17 protein-coding genes and 3 pseudogenes are annotated in these 17,363 nt (G+C 38.2%); 9 read left to right on the top strand and 11 right to left on the bottom strand.

All coding sequences use genetic code 11. The annotated features are described in order from the left end of the window. From NSQ84_RS06080 to NSQ84_RS06065, 4 genes and pseudogenes are all read left to right on the top strand, one after another. Positions 1–609: an ATP-binding cassette domain-containing protein gene (locus tag NSQ84_RS06080; protein ID WP_339212392.1), complete on the top strand. Its 609-nt coding sequence runs from the start codon at positions 1–3 to the stop codon at positions 607–609. A gap of 180 nt (positions 610–789) precedes the next feature. After that, positions 790–942 (top strand): annotated as a pseudogene (locus NSQ84_RS06075) (transposase); the annotation flags it as partial. A gap of 45 nt (positions 943–987) precedes the next feature. Further along, positions 988–1,479, top strand: coding sequence for a hypothetical protein (locus NSQ84_RS06070; protein WP_094245458.1), 492 nt, complete (start codon positions 988–990; stop codon positions 1,477–1,479). Between the two features lie 145 nt (positions 1,480–1,624). Continuing rightward, positions 1,625–3,433, top strand: a complete 1,809-nt coding sequence (locus NSQ84_RS06065; protein ID WP_339212390.1) for an IS1182 family transposase — start codon at positions 1,625–1,627, stop codon at positions 3,431–3,433. Positions 3,434–3,441: 8 nt separating this feature from the next. On the opposite strand, the gene NSQ84_RS06060 is transcribed toward NSQ84_RS06065, so the two are convergent. Continuing rightward, positions 3,442–3,588, bottom strand: coding sequence for a hypothetical protein (locus NSQ84_RS06060; RefSeq protein ID WP_157727926.1), 147 nt, complete (start codon positions 3,586–3,588; stop codon positions 3,442–3,444). A 132-nt stretch (positions 3,589–3,720) separates the two neighbouring features. Between NSQ84_RS06060 and NSQ84_RS06055 the strand changes: the two genes are divergently transcribed. Together NSQ84_RS06055 and NSQ84_RS06050 are read left to right on the top strand one after the other, a co-directional pair. Continuing rightward, a complete protein-coding gene (locus NSQ84_RS06055) occupies positions 3,721–3,927 on the top strand; it encodes an ATP-binding cassette domain-containing protein (protein ID WP_339212388.1) in 207 nt (68 codons plus the stop codon). 93 nt (positions 3,928–4,020) lie between these two features. Further along, entirely contained in the window at positions 4,021–4,473 is a 453-nt protein-coding gene (locus NSQ84_RS06050; protein WP_094245456.1) for a hypothetical protein, read from the top strand. A 231-nt stretch (positions 4,474–4,704) separates the two neighbouring features. Here NSQ84_RS06050 and NSQ84_RS06045 read toward each other — a convergent pair whose 3' ends face one another. The 9 genes and pseudogenes from NSQ84_RS06045 to NSQ84_RS06005 form a co-directional block, all read right to left on the bottom strand. After that, positions 4,705–4,965, bottom strand: a complete 261-nt coding sequence (locus NSQ84_RS06045; RefSeq protein WP_339212743.1) for a hypothetical protein — start codon at positions 4,963–4,965, stop codon at positions 4,705–4,707. Between the two features lie 231 nt (positions 4,966–5,196). Further along, positions 5,197–6,277, bottom strand: a pseudogene (locus NSQ84_RS06040) (long-chain fatty acid--CoA ligase); the annotation flags it as partial. A gap of 117 nt (positions 6,278–6,394) precedes the next feature. Continuing rightward, positions 6,395–6,796 (bottom strand): thioesterase family protein, encoded by a 402-nt coding sequence (locus NSQ84_RS06035; RefSeq protein WP_063386378.1) that lies wholly within the window; start codon positions 6,794–6,796, stop codon positions 6,395–6,397. Between the two features lie 11 nt (positions 6,797–6,807). Then, a complete protein-coding gene (locus tag NSQ84_RS06030; RefSeq protein ID WP_327863087.1) occupies positions 6,808–7,656 on the bottom strand; it encodes a fumarylacetoacetate hydrolase family protein in 849 nt (282 codons plus the stop codon). A 46-nt stretch (positions 7,657–7,702) separates the two neighbouring features. After that, the gene (locus NSQ84_RS06025) at positions 7,703–8,818 is read right to left on the bottom strand and encodes a cupin domain-containing protein (RefSeq protein ID WP_066251654.1); all 1,116 of its coding nucleotides are present in this window, start codon (positions 8,816–8,818) and stop codon (positions 7,703–7,705) included. Between the two features lie 770 nt (positions 8,819–9,588). Continuing rightward, positions 9,589–10,863 (bottom strand): TRAP transporter large permease, encoded by a 1,275-nt coding sequence (locus NSQ84_RS06020; protein WP_063386382.1) that lies wholly within the window; start codon positions 10,861–10,863, stop codon positions 9,589–9,591. A 1-nt stretch (position 10,864) separates the two neighbouring features. Next, the gene (locus tag NSQ84_RS06015; RefSeq protein WP_063386383.1) at positions 10,865–11,356 is read right to left on the bottom strand and encodes a TRAP transporter small permease; all 492 of its coding nucleotides are present in this window, start codon (positions 11,354–11,356) and stop codon (positions 10,865–10,867) included. 13 nt (positions 11,357–11,369) lie between these two features. After that, complete coding sequence (locus NSQ84_RS06010) at positions 11,370–12,395, bottom strand: TRAP transporter substrate-binding protein (protein ID WP_063386384.1); 1,026 nt, start codon at positions 12,393–12,395, stop codon at positions 11,370–11,372. Positions 12,396–12,614: 219 nt separating this feature from the next. Further along, positions 12,615–13,388: an IclR family transcriptional regulator gene (locus NSQ84_RS06005; RefSeq protein WP_063386385.1), complete on the bottom strand. Its 774-nt coding sequence runs from the start codon at positions 13,386–13,388 to the stop codon at positions 12,615–12,617. Between the two features lie 359 nt (positions 13,389–13,747). Here NSQ84_RS06005 and NSQ84_RS06000 point away from each other — a divergent pair. From NSQ84_RS06000 to NSQ84_RS05990, 3 genes and pseudogenes are all read left to right on the top strand, one after another. Beyond that, positions 13,748–14,102: pseudogene (locus tag NSQ84_RS06000) on the top strand (hypothetical protein); the annotation flags it as partial. Between the two features lie 16 nt (positions 14,103–14,118). After that, a complete protein-coding gene (locus tag NSQ84_RS05995) occupies positions 14,119–15,309 on the top strand; it encodes an FAD-dependent monooxygenase (RefSeq protein WP_327874002.1) in 1,191 nt (396 codons plus the stop codon). A gap of 205 nt (positions 15,310–15,514) precedes the next feature. Next, a complete protein-coding gene (locus NSQ84_RS05990) occupies positions 15,515–16,735 on the top strand; it encodes an MFS transporter (RefSeq protein ID WP_311067095.1) in 1,221 nt (406 codons plus the stop codon). A 130-nt stretch (positions 16,736–16,865) separates the two neighbouring features. Here the strand turns inward: NSQ84_RS05990 and NSQ84_RS05985 are convergent, their stop codons facing one another. Then, on the bottom strand, positions 16,866–17,360 hold the full coding sequence (locus NSQ84_RS05985) for a hypothetical protein (protein ID WP_327848182.1): 495 nt from the start codon (positions 17,358–17,360) through the stop codon (positions 16,866–16,868). Positions 17,361–17,363 lie beyond the last annotated feature (3 nt).

Raw genomic sequence — 17,363 nt, 5'->3', positions numbered from 1 at the left:
ATGCTGGAAATCAAAAATATAACAAAAAAATTCGGGAATCGTGTTCTATTCGAGGATTTCTCTTGTTCTATCAAGCAAGGTGAATTTGTCGTATTCAGCGGAAAGAGCGGCAGCGGAAAAACGACGCTTTTAAATATAATAGGAGGGATTGAAAAGGTAGATGCAGGGAAAGTATTTATCGACGGCTTAGATCTTTCGAAAAACGATGATATTCTTAAGGCATATAGAGAGAAGCTCGGATTTCTTTTTCAAAACTTTGCATTAGTAGAAAATAAGACTGTTGAAGAAAACATTCTGATGATCGACAAGAAATATAGAAACAATACCACTGTCTCAGCAGTATTAGAGAAAGTTGGATTGAATGGTTACGAAAAAAGAAAAATATATACTTTGTCCGGTGGAGAACAGCAAAGAGTAGCCATTGCGCGTCTGTTTATGAAAAAATGCAGTATTATATTGGCAGATGAACCGACAGGAAGCTTGGATAAATATAACGCCAATCTAGTGATGGAACATGTAAAAGAACTTAATAGATTAGGAAAGACCATTATATTGGTTACACATGATGAGGAATTAAAAAAGATGGGAGATGTTATCATTGAATTATAAAAAAAATTGTTGTCATATTTTCTTTATATTTCGGCATTCACACTTATGCCAATGGCCAATTGGTGAAAACATATGCGAAAGGATTCGAACAAAACCCATTAGGTGATTACGCGAAAAACGAATCAGATATGGTTCTTACAGTATATGAAGCTCCCCTTTTCCAGACATATACCAATTTATCAGTGTTGGCTCGAGGAAGCGATCATTAACATGTATCAAAGTGGCATGAGTACGCGTGAAATTAGCAAGTTTATTGAACGAATTCTAGGAAATGCCTACTCCCCAACAACGATTAGTCATATCACGGATGTGGTAAAGGAAGACATTGTAAAAAGGTGAAACAAAAATAAGAATAGTGATAGGATATGATGGTAAGATATGGACAGCATTTCCAGTAAAATAACTTTTGAATACAATTTTGTAGTTGATAATGGAATTATTTCAAATAAAGATAAACGTGATGTTCCTACCATATTAGCGGTAGAAGCTACACTTACAATAAAAATCAATAATGAGTTATACTTTGAAACAGAACTTGCTATTTTAGAATTCTATAAAGCATTATACGAATGGAAAAACAGAGTCACAGATGAACATATTCCAGAATTCCATTATTATACGATTGAATATGACGATTATGAAGATGGTGCTATTCTGTCTTTAATTCCATTTTCAAATAAAGCAAGAGTGAAATCTATTTGGGCAGAGCAAAATTTGTACAATGTTTTTGATTTAGACTATATCGTAAGGGAATTTATTCAATTAGAGCAAAATCTAAAACGAGATATAGAAAATTACTTTGGAATCGAATTGAAAAAATTCATAAAACATATCCCTTTGATGAAAGGTCCTTATTCGGATGATTATTAGCAAATAAAAGGGGCTGTCCAAAAAGTCAGGGTAACTGACTTTTTGGAGCCCCTCATTTTTCACTTTTTAAAAAAAATGCACAAAAAAATCGTCCTTTCTAGTAAAATGAAGTTACCACACAACATTACAGAAAGGACGATTTTTTATGAGCAATCATATGATTACTCGTGAAAATTATAACACACAAATGACACTTCCTCTAGATGGAAAAGAAGAAAAAACTCCTGCCAAAAGAAATTTAGCCCCTACTTTCAAACCATATAACAACCGTCAAGTTCAAATGATTTATGATATTGAATCTCTCATACCCGAACATCACGTGGCACGTGTCGTGGACGAAATGGTGGAGGCGATACCAGATAAACAATTGTTTTCTCATTATAAAGGCGGCGGCAGAAGTTCCTATCATCCCAAAATGATGCTGAAAATCATTCTGTATGCTTATTCTCAAAAGGTTTATTCCTGCCGAGGAATCGAAAAACTCGTTAAAGAAAATATTCCTGCCATGTGGCTTTCAGCGATGCAACAACCAGATTTTCGCACCATTAATGAGTTCCGAGGGGAACGGATGAAAGCTTTCATGGATGAGCTCTTTGAAGTCATGATTCTCAAATTGATAAAAGAACATTACATCACGATGGAAAACTACTTTTTGGATGGCACTAAGATCGAAGCCAATGCCAATAAGTATTCTTTTGTGTGGAAAAAATCCACTTTGAAATTCGAAGAGAAATTAAAAGAAAAAATCCAAGAAACACTAAAGCACATTCATGAATTAACCCAATTAGAAGCCGGAACAGGGCAAAAGGAAAGCGATCAACATACAGAGATCACCGAACAAAACCTGGAGGAAACCGCAAAAGAAATAGAAGAAAAAGTTGAAACGCTAACGGAAGAAATCGAAAAGGAGACCGATACATCCATTCGGAAAGAGAAGCGAAAAAAACGCAGTCAATTAAAGAAATCGGTGAAACAAATTCGTGAAGATTTCCTGCCCCGAATGGCAAGATACAAGGAACAAAAGGAAATGTTCGGTGACCGTAACAGCTACTCGAAAACAGACAAAGACGCAACCTTCATGCGCATGAAAGAAGACCATATGAAAAACGGTCAGCTCAAGCCCGGATACAACGTGCAAATGGGGACAGAGAATCAGTTTATCTTGTTTTATACTATTCATCAACGACCGACCGATACACGTTGCTTTATCCCACATATGGAGAAGCTAGCCTCCACTTCATTACCGATGCCCCAAACAGTTATTGCGGATGCAGGCTATGGTAGTGAAGAAAACTATGTATATGCAGTTGGTGATGAGAAAGAGCCCCGGTTTGAGTTTCTAATTCCTTATGGGAGCTATGTAAAAGAACAAACACGTACATACAAAAAAGACATTAAAAATGCCAAAAACTGGACCTATTGTGAAGAGGATGATTGTTTTATTTGCCCGAATGGAAGGAGAGTAACGTTTAAAAAATACCAAAACAAAAAGAATCCATCTGGCTATGAACAAAGCTTCAAAATATACGAATGTGAAGATTGTACCGATTGCCCATTGAAAGCGAAATGCACAAAAGCGAAAGGCAACCGACAAGTTCACTGGAATCCCATCTTCGAAGAAATGAAAGCAAAGGCCAAAACAGCCCTTGAATGTGAAGAGAAAGCCGCTATCTACGCTCGACGCAAAGTCGAGGCAGAAAGTGTGTTCGGTCACATCAAGGGCAATCGGTCGTTCCGCAGATTTTCTTTGCGGGGCCTCGACAAGGTACATGTCGAGTTTGGGATTGTGGCATTAGCCCACAACTTCCTGAAAGTAGCCGGCATCCGCCAGCTACTTTCAGATAAAAATCGAAAAAATATAAAAGCAAGTGGAGAGAAACGAATTGTTTTTCTCCACTTGCTTCATTTTAGGGACTTATCGGACAGCCCCTTGCTCTTTTCAAGAAAATATTAATATTAAAATTAATGAATTTTTCGGTTTGGTTTTTTAACTTCATTTCTTTTGCTAATTAATCCTGCCCCGCAACAGAACCAGCAAGTTTCTAATTGAAATCCTAATATTCCTGTTCCATCACAAGCTTTACATCTTTCTTTATTATCTTCTGTCATATGTTTTCCTCTCCTTCTACCGAAAAATGTTTCAATGCAAACCGTTTAATATACCGCCCGTCTTTTTCTTTGTAACCAAAGAAGTCATCCACTTCCCTCGCCCAAACTTTATCTGTTGAAGAAAACATTCTGATGATCGACAAGAAATATAGAAACAATACCACTGTCTCAGCAGCATTAGAAAAAGTTGGATTGAATGGTTACGAAAAAAGAAAAATATATACTTTGTCCGGTGGAGAACAGCAAAGAGTAGCCATTGCGCGTCTGTTTATGAAAAAATGCAGTATTATATTGGCAGATGAACCGACAGGAAGCTTGGATAAATATAACCCAATCTAGTGATGGAACATGTAAAAGAACTTAATAGATTAGGAAAGACCATTATATTGGTTACACATGATGAGGAATTAAAAAAGATGGGAGATGTTATCATTGAATTATAAAAAAGTTTTTTTAAAAATAATGATTGGAATTGTTGGCATATTTGCTTTATATTTTGGCATCCACACTTATGCCAATGGCCAATTGGTGAAAACATATGCGAAAGGATTCGAACAAAACCCATTAGGTGATTATGCGAAAAACGAATCAGATATGGTTCTTACAGTATATGAAGCTCCCCTTTTCCAGACATATACCAATTTATCAGTAAGTAATAGCAAAGAAAAAGTGGATTTAATTGTTTGGGTTCCTCTTTTTTATAGTAAAGAATTATCATATGGTCTTATTGTAATAGATGATGAAAATAACGCAACTTATCAAATTGAAGTAAATAACCATCTCGAAACAGATGATGAAAAATATAAACATATTCTTCAAAAAAAGCAAAATGCTATTAACGAAATAAAATCCGTGGCAAAAAAAGAATGGGGTTTAAACTTTTAAAATGAAAAAGAGAACTAGCACACAAAACATGAACTAGCACCTATTAAAAGTAGCCCTTATGCGTTTTTGTTCAGAAAATAAGATCTGCTGGTGCAAACATTGGGGCAGCTTTTTAAAAAAGGTTTCTCAGACTTTTTTATTGATCTTTTGTGAGTTCTGCTCACGTTTGACCAAAGCATGTCGTTTAAAACAGGCAGACAACCTTTGCTCGTTGTCTGCCTTGATACATGCTTAATTTTCAGATAAGGATGCTGCTTCTGCTCTGACAAGCCCTTTTGAAATTTTTCCGGACGGAGTGGTCGGCAGTTCATCTTTAATCACTAAATATTCTGGAAACTTATACTTTGCAAATCCTTTTTCCTGCAAATATTCTTTAATTTCCTCCAGATCAATCGTTTCATTTTCTCGCAAAGAGACGAAGGCGCAGCCCCGTTCGCCTAGACGAGGATCCGGAACACTGACGATTGCCACTTGTTTGATTTTCGGATGCATTTGCAATGCTTCTTCAATTTCTGAAGCATGATATTTTAATCCGCCGCGGTTAATCGTATCTTTCGTCCGTCCGACGAAATGGAGGTATCCTTTTTCATCAAGCCAGCCTTGATCCCCTGTTAAAAAATAGCCGTCTTCCGTAAACGACTGGGCGGTTACTTGCGGATTTTTATAATATTCAATAAATAAGCTTTCTCCTTTAAAAGCGATTTCTCCTATTTCGCCCGTCGGAAGCGGTTTGTGCCGTTCATCTACAATGATGACTTCCCCGACCGGAGCCGGTCTGCCAACTGTTTCCCATGTTAACGAAGCTTCATCGCCCGGACGAGTAAAGGTTCCTGCACAAATTTCGCTCATGCCCCACTGAGCAGCAACATCGCAGTTTAATGTAGCCCTAAGATCTTGAACCATTTTCGCCGGTATTTTTGTTCCCCCAGTTAAAATAAGCCGAGGATTTAAACCGCTTACATTTTGCTGTTCGCACTGTCTTAATAAGTCAATTAAATGTGCGGGTGCAGCAGTCAAAAAAGATACTTGTTCTTTTTTCAATAAGTCGATAATTTCATTTGATTTATATTCTCGATAAAGTAAATGCTTCGCTCCATATCGAAGGCTAATGATAATCATCGGCAGTGAAAACATGTGGCATAATGGAGTTAAGCATAAAATGGTATCATTGTCCGTTATTTGATACTCCTTGCCATTTAGCAGATGGCACGGAACAAATGTCCGGAATGTATGAAGAACTCCTTTAGGATTGGACTCTGTACCTGATGTAAATAATATGATGCACGGATCATCAAAAGCCGGTAAGTTTTCATGTATGTCTTGATCAGAAACGGAATCAGGTTCTGATTCAAGCAAAGCTGTGATACTTATGCTGCGGTCATTCTTCTTTTCCCCTGCCACCAAAACATGCTGTAAATGAGGAAGCTGAGCCTTCAATTCATGAGCAAGTTGTTCATGATTGAATCCCTTCCAATTGTCAATTGTGACAAACGCTTTCGCTTCACAATGTGAAAGCATATATTGCAGCTCTTTTTTCCGAGTTTGGACTGAGCGGATTAAACACTAACCCAATTCTCGATGCAGCAAGATGTACGACAACAAATTCCCAGCAATTGGGCAGCTGTGCAGAGATGGCATCGCCTTTCTTCAAACCTAGCTGTATAAAATGCCTCGCCAATCTTAATGATAATTGATTCAAATTTTCAAAAGTATAGAAATTGTCCCCTTCTGCAAAAGCAACACGGTCTTTAAATTTTTTTGCCGATTCTTCAATCAATTCATGAATCAGCACATTTTCAGTCATCCGGTTTGCTGCCATTCAAATCCCTCCCATCAAAAGTAGACGGAAAACCGCCTTCTTACATACATGGCGGTTTTCCGATTGAGTTTATCAAAAACAACCTTTGCCTTCAGCTTAAAATTAAGACAAAAGGATGTTTTTGACATGTTCAGGAACAGGCACTGCTTTTGGCCGATCTTCTGCGACAGATGTCCATGCTCTCACTTCATGGCCTTCTGCTACAACTTGATCCCCTTTTTTAAACGTATGCTTGATTTTGAAAACTTTGTTGTTAACTTCTACTACTTCAGAATGGACAGCTACCTCATCATCATAAAGAAGAGGTGATTTAAACTGGCAAAATGCTTCCAAAAGCGGTGTAATGATCTTTTCATCCGATTGCAGCTTCGCCACAGGAAAGCCTGCGGAGCGCAGCAATTCATGCGAGGCTTGATCCATCCATCGGTAAAAATTCGGGTAAAACACGATGCCAGCAGCGTCTGTATCTCCCCACACTACTCTAAACGTATAAATATTTTTCATGTTTCCACCTTCTAATTCTCATCTGCAAATTTCACGTTTACGGAAAATTCCCCCACACTTCCAACTTGAATGCGGACGACATCTCCATCACGGATCGGTCCGACACCTTCAGGAGTTCCGGTTGCAATAATATCCCCAGGGTTTAATGTCGAATAAGTCGATGCGACTTCCAAACATTTGTAGCAATCATAAATTAAATGCTTCGTGCTTCCGTCCTGGCGCAATTCTTCATTGACCCAGAGCTTCAATGAGAGATCATTTGGATTTTCAATCTCATCAGCCGTCACGATCCATGGACCGATCGGTGTGAATGTATCAAAAGATTTTCTCCATGTTCTCTCTTCATTTCCCCGGATGGAAATGTCCAATAAGGCGAAATAGCCGAAAATATAATCTTTTGCATCTTCATATTTAACATTTTTCGCTTTTTTGCCGATGACATATCCGAGTTCTGCTTCATGATCTGTTCTTCTGTCTTTAAATGGAAGCAAAATCGGATCGGACGGACCTGAAACAGATGACGGAGCTTTTAAGAACAGCGCAAGTTCTTCAATCGTTCTCGGAGCGTTGTTAAATTGTTTGTTCATCTCCTCTTGGTGCTTTTTATAGTTGACAGGAGCAGCCCATATTTTGCTTGGTGAAGGGACAGGCGCTCTAAAAACTACTTCTTCAAGATCGTACTGTTTTCCTTCTTGAGCTGCCTTTTCCAGTGTATCTTTTAATGAATCAAAATTTTCCATCAGCCTTACTAATGATTCATGCGGATTTGTTTGATCCCAGTCAGCGGTAGTTGTTACATCTGAAACTTTTTGGCCTGCTACGATTCCTAATCGATTATCATTAAAAATGGCAATTTTCATAGGCACACTCCTCACTTAAATCGCTTCTGTACAATTTTTAGTCTATTTACGGGCCTGGAGTAAATACTTTTTCAATTTTTTGATGTCCTTCCGGATGGGCCTCTTCATATTCTAATCCAAGAATGTCCATAACCGGCTTATCATTGAATGAGAACAAATAGGCGTCCTCCGATCCTTCATTGACATGCTCATGCCAGCTCCACGGCGGCAGAATGAAGAAGTCTCCTCTTTCCCATTCAAATTTTTGTCCGTTAATGACTGTATATCCTTTTCCTTCAAGAACATGGTAAATGGCGCTGTGCACATGGCGATGCGCTTTCGTATGCTGGTTCGGCAGCAATCTTTGCATCATCGAACCGATTCTTTCATCTGCCGATCCTCCTGTTGTCGGATTGATGTATTCAATCGCATAGCCATCATACGGATCTTCGTTTTCCTTTGGAGATTTACTCATTTGCTCTAAAACATATTTAGCGCGCTCCCATTTGTAGCCAATAATAGGAGACGGATACCCAGGCTTTTCTTTTTTGCCTTTCGGGACAAACGCACCTTTTGCAAATTTTTCAGTTGAATAATTTTCAGGCGGCTGTTCAGGATAAAATCCATTTTCATAAGGCTCGAAGAAAGAAGCAGCCAAATTTTTCACAAGTCCTACATCCAAACCGTCCAGCCAAATCATCGGTTCAGTTCCTTCATGTTTATGTTCATGCCATGTCCATGCAGGAGTAAGAATCATATCTCCCCGTTCCATGTACACTTTTTCCCCATTCACAGCTGTATAAGCTCCAGAACCTTCAATAATAAAACGGATCGCTCCTTGAGAATGGTGGTGCGAAGGAGCAAATTCTCCCGGCAGCAATAGCTGGATTCCGGCATACAACGTATGTGTCCCATATCCGACTAATCCATGTTTTAATAGATTAGGATTTTGCAAATAAACAACGCGCCGCTCAGCATCTTTTCCAGGTTCTAAAATTTCTCCCGCCTTCATAACATAATCGCGGATCGTTTTCCACTTCCATAAATATGGCTCCACATCATGAACAGGCTCTTTCGTCACCATGTGTCCTAAATCATACCATAGCGGACCTAAATAACTATTTTTCATCCCATCGTAATATTCTTTTAATTCTGTGTCCGTGATGACTTCTTTTTTGCTCATAGGAAACCCTCCCGAAAAATAAAATTGATCCAAAACTAATGATCATGTATGCGTTTCCACCAATCCTAAAAAAATAAAATTTTTTATTTGTTCCTGATATAGGGAACTTAATTACTTAATTCGATATTAAAAAATAAAATTAATATTGTCAATAGTCAGAATTTATTTTCTAAAAACTGGGCGGATACCTCACTCAGCAGTGCCCGTGCATTCTTTCCTCATTTCAATTCATCTGCTTAATATTTGTCATCACGCTAAAAAAAGGCTTACAGAAAGTTTCGTTCTATTAAACTTTCATGCAAGCCTCATTTGTTTTGATTATAATCTTTTCCAAATTTCTTCTCTGACCGATACTTTCCATCAACGCCAGCTTCTGCATATGACCTGCATAATGTGATGGATGCTTGATAGTTGTCATAATATGAGACGGCTCGAAATTTAGATTTTCCTCTCCCCCTTTGCTAAATGATTCGTAAAAAGCGCTTTTTATCTTGTGAATGAACCTCATACACGACAAATAGTAGGAATGGTTTTTTCCTTCAATTTGTGCAAACTGTTTAGCAGTTTCAAGAAAAACCGATATTCCTCGCTGCATCTATTTTTCTGCACAAAGGAAAATGCATCTTTAAAGAAAAACTCTCTAATACTTCCAGCTTTTTGTCTTTCCAACAAACAAAAACAAACCCGCTCTTTCTTGAATACGGGTTTGTTCCAAAATCAAACGTTTATCGAAATGTCCAGAAATCTTTGAAGCTAGAGCTAATGGGCAATTATTTGATTATATTCGGAAGCCAAAGAACCATCTGCGGCCAATAAGTAATGATGAACAATGCAATAATGGACACGACCAAAAATGGCAAAATGGCTTTCGTTAAGGCTTCCAGCTTGACATTTCCCAACGAAGAAGCAAGGTAAAGCCCCGCTCCAACTGGAGGTGTAAGGAGACCAATTGTTAAATTTATACAAATAATTACTCCGAAATGAATTGGATCAATTCCATAGTTTGCAATGATTGGCGTAAATATCGGTACAAGTATAATCAATGCAGCGATTCCGTCCATAAACATTCCTACAATTAATAGAAAAATATTAACTAATAGAAGAAACAGGAACGGATTTTCAGTTAAAGAAGTCATCCAGGATGCAATTGTTTGAGGAATTCTCTCAAATGAAAGCATCCAACCAAATAAATTTGCCATTGCGATGAGCATAGTAATGATAGCACTTGAAATAGCTGTATTAATCATAATAGTTGGAAGATCTTTAATTTTCAGTTCTTTATAAATAAAAAAACCGACAACTAACGCTACAACACATGCAAACGCTGCTGATTCCGTAGGAGTAAAAACACCGCTTAAAATACCGACAATAATTATAAACGGTACTAACAGTGCAGGAATCACATTCAAGAAAGATTGGAACATGACGGATATTTTAGCGCGTTCATGCGTCTGCCACTTCTGCTTGTAGCCTGTGTATGCAATTAGTAATATAAAGGCAATCCCCAATAAAATTCCAGGCATAATTCCTGCCAAAAACATTGAACCGATCGATGCTCCTGACGAAACGCCATAGATAATAAACAGCATGCTTGGCGGAATAATGGGACCTAAAAGACCTGCGGCTGCTGTCGTGGAGGCGCTAAATTCCCTTGAATATCCTTCCTTTTCCATTGAAGGCACCATAATTTTGCTCATCATAGCAATTTGAGCTGTAGCTGACCCTATAATGGATGCAAGCAGCATATTCGAAACGACATTCACATATGCCAATCCACCTTTAAAATGCCCAACAAGAGTCGTAGCAAAGCGAATTAAACGCTTTGTTATGCCGCCGGAATTCATTAACTCCCCTGCCATCATAAACAGCGGAATCGCAAGTAGACCGTAACTTTCAAGGCCTGAATATAACCGTTGGGGCGCTGTTGATAACAAACCCGTATTTCCAGTTAACAATATATAGAGAATCGTCGTGATTCCAAGTACAAAAGCAATCGGTACTTGTAAAAGGAGGAGAATAATAAAGATTAACAGTGCGATAGTCATATTACAATGCCTCCTTTTTGCCTTGGAAATTTTTTAAAATCAAATCGAGCGTATGAATGCTAATAAAGAAAAAACTAACAGGTACGCTCAAATATGGAATAATCATCGGCAATTGCATCGAATTGGAGCGTTGAATCATTATATTAGATGATGACAGCCACATGACAGATAAATAGAAAATATACAAGGCGAAAAGAAGGACGGAAAGCAAACTGATGCCAATCAAAACTTTTTTTGTTTTTCCATTCATTTTATCCATAAAAAGAGTAACGGCAGCAGAGTTCTGCCGTTTAATACTCATGCTTCCCCCAATAAAAGTTAACCATGCTAATGAAAAAATGGCGGTTTCGTCTGACCAGTTTAAAGGAGAGCTTAAGAAATAGCGATAGAAAACACCTAAAGATAATGAAATGAGCATAAAAATGCATAAAATGATCGCCAAAATTTTTTCAATACTGTGTAAGATTTCACTCAGGCTATGGATAAACTTCATAAAAACTCCCCCGTTATTGTTTCGCTTCCTCTAAGAACTTTTTAATAACCGGTGATTTTTCAGCATATTTGTCCTTCACTTCTTTTGCGATCGAATCAAAAGCAGAGGTATCGGTAAGTTCTTTTACTTTAACTCCATGCTTTTTTAATTCCTCCAAGTTCTTATTCTCTCGTTGAATTGCTTCTTGAACACCCCAATCTGCTGCTGCTTTTAATGCTTTTTTCACAATTTCTTGATCTTCAGTCGTTAGCTTGTCATATGTTTTTTGACTCATCACAATAACAGATGGGAACGTTATATGGTTTGTCAACGTTAAATTTTCAGCATTTTCATAATATTTTTCCGTTACTAACGCATCTAAATCAATGTCAATTCCATCGATGACACCAGTTTGCAAAGAAGTATATACTTCAGAAAGCGGCATTGCGGTTGGACCAGCGCCGACTTTTTCCCAAAATTCCTGAATAGCCGGGCTGCCAATAATGCGAATTTTTTTCCCTTTCAAGTCTTGCGGAGAAGAGACATGCCCGTTTTTCATCAAAATGTGGCGGTTTCCGGCAAAAATAAAATCAAGTCCGACAAGCCCTTGTGAATTCAGATCCTCCAACATCTGCTTTGCAGCTTCCGATTCTCTCATTTTCACCGCTTCTTCTAAATTTTTAAACGTGAATGGCATAAACCAAGCGTTTAATGAATCTTGGCGCGTACTCATATAAGCGTTTGTCAGAAAACCAAAATCTAATGAGCCAGTTTCAAGCTGCTGTGCCATATCTTTTTCCAGTCCGAGCTGAGAAGCAGGGTAAATTTCCAGTTTCATTCTTCCGTCTGAAAGCTTTTCCAGCTCTTCCCCGAATTTCAAAGCAGTTTGATGCCAGACGTGAGATTCTTGTGTCACATGGCTTACTTTAAAAGTGTATACGTCACCGCCTTTTTCAGAGCTTTTCTCATCCCCGTTTGCGTTATTGCCGCTGCATGCTGAAAGAATGATGACTAAAATGGACAGCATGACAAGCAACCTCATAATTCTCATTTTCTTCATGTAAAAATCCCCCTTTTTTAAATCAACTTTGTTAATAAAAGTTTGCAGGTACCAAAAAATGAAACGCTTTCAATAATAAACATTAAAAAACATTTATTATTGAAATAGTGAATTCGTTTCATTTATATTATAATTTATCTGCTCTCTATGTCAAACCATTTTTAATATTTATTATTTTCTAATAATTAAAAATAAAAAAGCAGCTTTCCAGCTAGAAAGCTACTTCCCGCTTTTAAATCCAAAGGATTCAGATAATTCGCGAGCGCATTTTATGACGTATTGGCTCACTTCATCCGTCGGCTTATGCGGGATCAGCTTCGTGAAGCCTACCAATGTTATGGAGGCTACAAGATCATGATTAAAATCTAAAATCGGCACACTAAATGACGAAACGTGCTCCACTAAAGGCTCTGCTGCGTAAGCAAAGTACGTTTTTTCAATTTCAACTTGCTCCTTTTCAAATTCCTTCCGTTGTTCTTCCGTCAATTTGCTTAACTCTTTTAACTTCCATTCCTTAATCTCAATTTCAGGCGTTTTGTTGAAAACAGCGAAAATTTTCCCTGTGGCAGACATTAAAGGCAGCCGTGTTCCAATTTGCGCTCCGATATTTAGACCGTAGTTGGCATTCCAAATATTTGCGATAACCGGCCCTTCATGCGTCCAAACTGTAAGCAGCGATGTTTGGGCTGTGTAGCGGCTGATATCTCTTAAGTACGGCGTCACCCTGCCGATCACATCTTTGCTTCCAATTGCAGCCGAACAGTATTGAATAAATTTTCCTCCCAATGAATATGTTCCATGTCTTTTATCCCGATACAACAATCCAAGCTGCGTCAATGTGTTCAAATATTTATAGAGGTTGCTTTTTGTAATGCCGGACAACTCCTGAATTTCCGTAAATTTTAACGGATGATCATTGTTTGCAATAATCTCTAAAATTTGCACGCCAGTTTGCAACGATTGAATGATTTGTACGTTTTTTTGCTGCTGCATTTCTCTTCCCCTTTTAATCCATTTTTTAACCCAATATCCAAATTCTTTTATAAACATGAATGTAACAAGGAACTTTGAAAAAATCAAACACAATAAAATAACTGAAAAATTTTTATTTTATTAAAGTTGACAATTTTAAAATATTTATTTATTTTTATTATTAAATAACAATGTTATCTAATAGTGGATTTTATGATCCAAAAGTGAAAGGCTAACACTACCATTTTTCAAAACATTGAATGCGCTTCCAACTTTTTCGTTAGTCACGTTTTCTAAATTACACAGATCAAGAGTAGGCGCCGTTAAAAATTTAAGCAAAATGTATTGCCTAAGGAATGCTTTTAGGCCATACAATTTTCCCGACTATTGCTGCATGGATGCAAAAGCTTCCGAAAGGGTTCCATTCGAACGCCCATAGACATATGCACACATCGATTTATCATGCTCCGTTATACGATCATTGACGGCACTCGATTTAACTGGGAAAAAGGAGATTTTTCCGTTGTCCCGAACTGGTCGTGGCATGAACACGTTGCAGAAGAGGAAAGCTATTTATTCTCAACAAATGATTTGCCAATACTTGAAAAAATTCGACGTTTGAGCAGTCAAAACGGTTATCAAGAAGTAAAAGATAGTTTACACCAGCCTTATAAATTGAATTTTGTAAAAAGTGAACTTGAAGCAATTGTCGATTCATTTCATTTTTCATTCTAATAAGGGGGATCAATATATGAAAAACAGTCAAACAGATTTAATCATTGTCGGCGGGGGGATAGGCGGTCTTTCGGCTGCTCTAGCGGCAGCGGAAGCCGGAAAAACTTCATTAGTTTTGGAAAGAGCTCCTCAGTTTGGTGAAGTCGGAGCAGGCATTCAATTGGGACCAAATGCAACCGCTGTGCTGAAACGATTTGGAGTCATGGAGGAAATCTCAAAAGTTGCTGTATTTCCAAAACGTCTTGTGCTAAAAGATGTTTATACGGCAAAAGAGTTGTCAGCAATGGACCTTGGCGAAGCATTCAAAGCCCGATACAAACATCCGTATCTCGTTTTGCACCGTTCGGATCTCCACCGAATTTTACTTGAAGCTTGCAAGAAAACAGGTATGGTCCGCTTCAAAAACAACCAAACAATTGAGACTGTCAAGCAAGAACATGACGTTGTTTCTGTTTACAGCCAAAGCGGAGAAATGTTCACGGCTGATGCCGTCATCGGAGCAGACGGACTTTGGTCAAAGCTTAGAAAATATTTCGTTGATGACGAACCCATTTGCTCTGAATATGTTGCTTACAGAGGAACCATACCGATTTCCGAAATTTCAAACGCAAACTTAGACGATGTCGTCATGTGGATCGGCCCTTATTTGCATTTAGTACAATATCCAGTAAGACGCGGAGAGCTTTATAATCAAGTGGTCGTGTTTAAATCTTACAATTATAAGGCAAATTCCGATGATTGGGGCACACCTGAAGAAATGGACAGACGATTTAAAGGATGCCATCCGGATGTGAAAAATGCCTTAACATTTATACAACGGCAAATTCGCTGGCCGATGTATGACAGGCTGCCAATTAACAATTGGACAAAAGGGAAGGTTACATTGCTTGGCGATGCAGCTCATCCTATGCTGCAATATTTAGCTCAAGGAGGCTGCCAGGCGCTTGAAGATGCTTCTTATCTTGCAGATATGCTCAAAAAATATCCGGACAGCTATGAGCAAGCATTCGCCGATTTTCAGAAAGAGCGGCTGCCGCGTACAGCAAAAGTACAAACGAGCGCTCGGACATGGGGTGAAATTCTTCATACTGAAGATCCTGTTGCAACACTGCTCAGAAACACTATTTTTGAACAAAGAACTCCGCAAGACTATGAAGTGGCCGATTTCCTTTATAGCTATGACAAAACGACTAAACAAATCAATTAATATATGAATAGAGAAGCCTGACGTAAAAATTTGAACTTATAAAAAATATTTTAATAGAAAGCGGTGAAAAACAATGGATAGCCTTCGTTTCACCGCTTTCTTCATACCATTTGCACGATTCTTTTATTTTTTTTAAAAAAGGTGTACAATTAGTTTGTTGTTTAAAAAGTCTGAAAAAATGATTTTTTTCAAAGAAGGGACAAATATGGAAGAAGCAAAATTATGGACGAAAAATTTTTTTAGTATTTCAATTTGTAATTTTTTTCTTTTTATAAACTATTATTATTTGCTGGTCACCTTGCCGATCTTTGTCATTCAAGATTTAAAAAGCAGCGAAGCTGAGGCTGGCTTAATAGCAATGGTTTATTTATTTGCTGCGATCGTGACTCGCCCGTTCGTCGACCAATTTATGGAGAAGCTTGGAAAACAAAAAATGTTGATTATTTCCTTGGTCATTTTCCTGATCGCCTCTATTTCTTATTTATTTGTCAGTTCAATTGTCTTATTATTGATCATTCGTTTTCTTCATGGAATCGGTTTCGGGATCGCGACAACCGCAACAGGGGCGATTGTGGCAGATATCGTGCCGGAATCGAAAAAAGGAGAAGGAATGGGATATTTTATTTTATCTTCCAATGTCGCCATGGTGATTGGACCATTTTTAGGGCTTACCTCGTTAGATCATTGGGGTTCTTTTGTCATGCTCGTCATTGCCCTTATTTGTTCCGTTGGGGCGCTTTTGACCGGGGGAATAGTTAACCTGCATGAAATGAAGCCAAAACTAAATAAAAGAGAACTTTTCAAAGTGAATTTCAGCTTTGAAAAACTTGTAGAGGTATCAGCATTCCGCATTGCGTTGATTGCTGCCTTTTTAGCTTTTGCTTATTCGACTGTATTATCGTTCGTCTCCGTTTTTGCGGAAAAAATGAACCTTGGCGCCGGCTCGAATTTATTCTTCGTCGTGTATGCAATCGTTTTGCTCATTTCCCGGCCGTTTACCGGAAGGTGGTTTGACCGATACGGCGCAAATGTCATTGTTATCCCATGTATCGTTTCATTTGCCTTCGGATTATTTATATTGAGCATGGCAAATACATCCTTCATCTATTTGTTAAGTGCAGTATTTATCGGTCTTGGATGGGGAACCTTGTTTCCAAGCTTCCAAACAATGGCTATACAAATTGTCCCTCCACAGAGAAGAGCGGCTTCTCTCAGCACCTTTTTATCGATCTTCGACATCGGCATCGGTCTCGGATCGTTTTTAACTGGAGCAGTTGTTGTCTTTACTGGATTTACATCTTTATATTTTTACACTTCGCTTTATGTGTTGGTAGGTTTAGTTTTATATTGCCTCTTTGTACAGCATCGTTTTGCCAGAAAGCCGAAAAGTTTGGAGCACGATCGAAAATCTTCTCTTCAACAATAGCCCCCTTTAAGCAATGGGGGCTTTATCATTGCTTTAATCCTATTTACTCTGAGGTTTTATCTAGTTGAATTAATCATCATCAGTGCTTTTTGGGGGTTATTGTTAGAAATATTGCAGCTAACCAGACTCACTATTTTGCAGCAAAATTTTCTGATGACGCCTCCTGTTCGATATATTGTTTAACTAATTTATAGCAATCATCAATATGTTTATTTCCTAAATATTTCATCGTTGCAAAGCTGATCCCGGCCGAAACCCCTATTCCAATGAGAGGAATAAGTTTGCTCGTCTGTTTTGCCGCCATCCGGGTTGCAGCTTTTTTCACCAAGCTCAGCACCAATTTTTTGCCAATTGTTCTTCCGATGAGTTCATTTCCTAATGAAGTTGCCAGTACGATAATGAGCTCTTTTGTTTTCGCATCCAATTGATCAACTTGCTCTTTTGATAAACCAAACTTTTGATTAATTTCATTTAGCAGATCTTTCACAAGTGCAGCATCCACGGTCACATCAATACCCGGAATTGGAACAGCTGCAGCAATAGCAGAAACAGATGAACGTCTATTCACTAATTTACGGCATTCTTCCCGAATTTGATCCAATTGTTCGATCGTTTTTGGCAGCATTAA

This window comes from Aeribacillus sp. FSL K6-3256 (genome assembly GCF_037965805.1).
In the GTDB taxonomy this organism is placed as follows: domain Bacteria; phylum Bacillota; class Bacilli; order Bacillales; family Aeribacillaceae; genus Aeribacillus; species Aeribacillus composti.
This window is presented reverse-complemented; position numbering and strand designations above follow the sequence as displayed.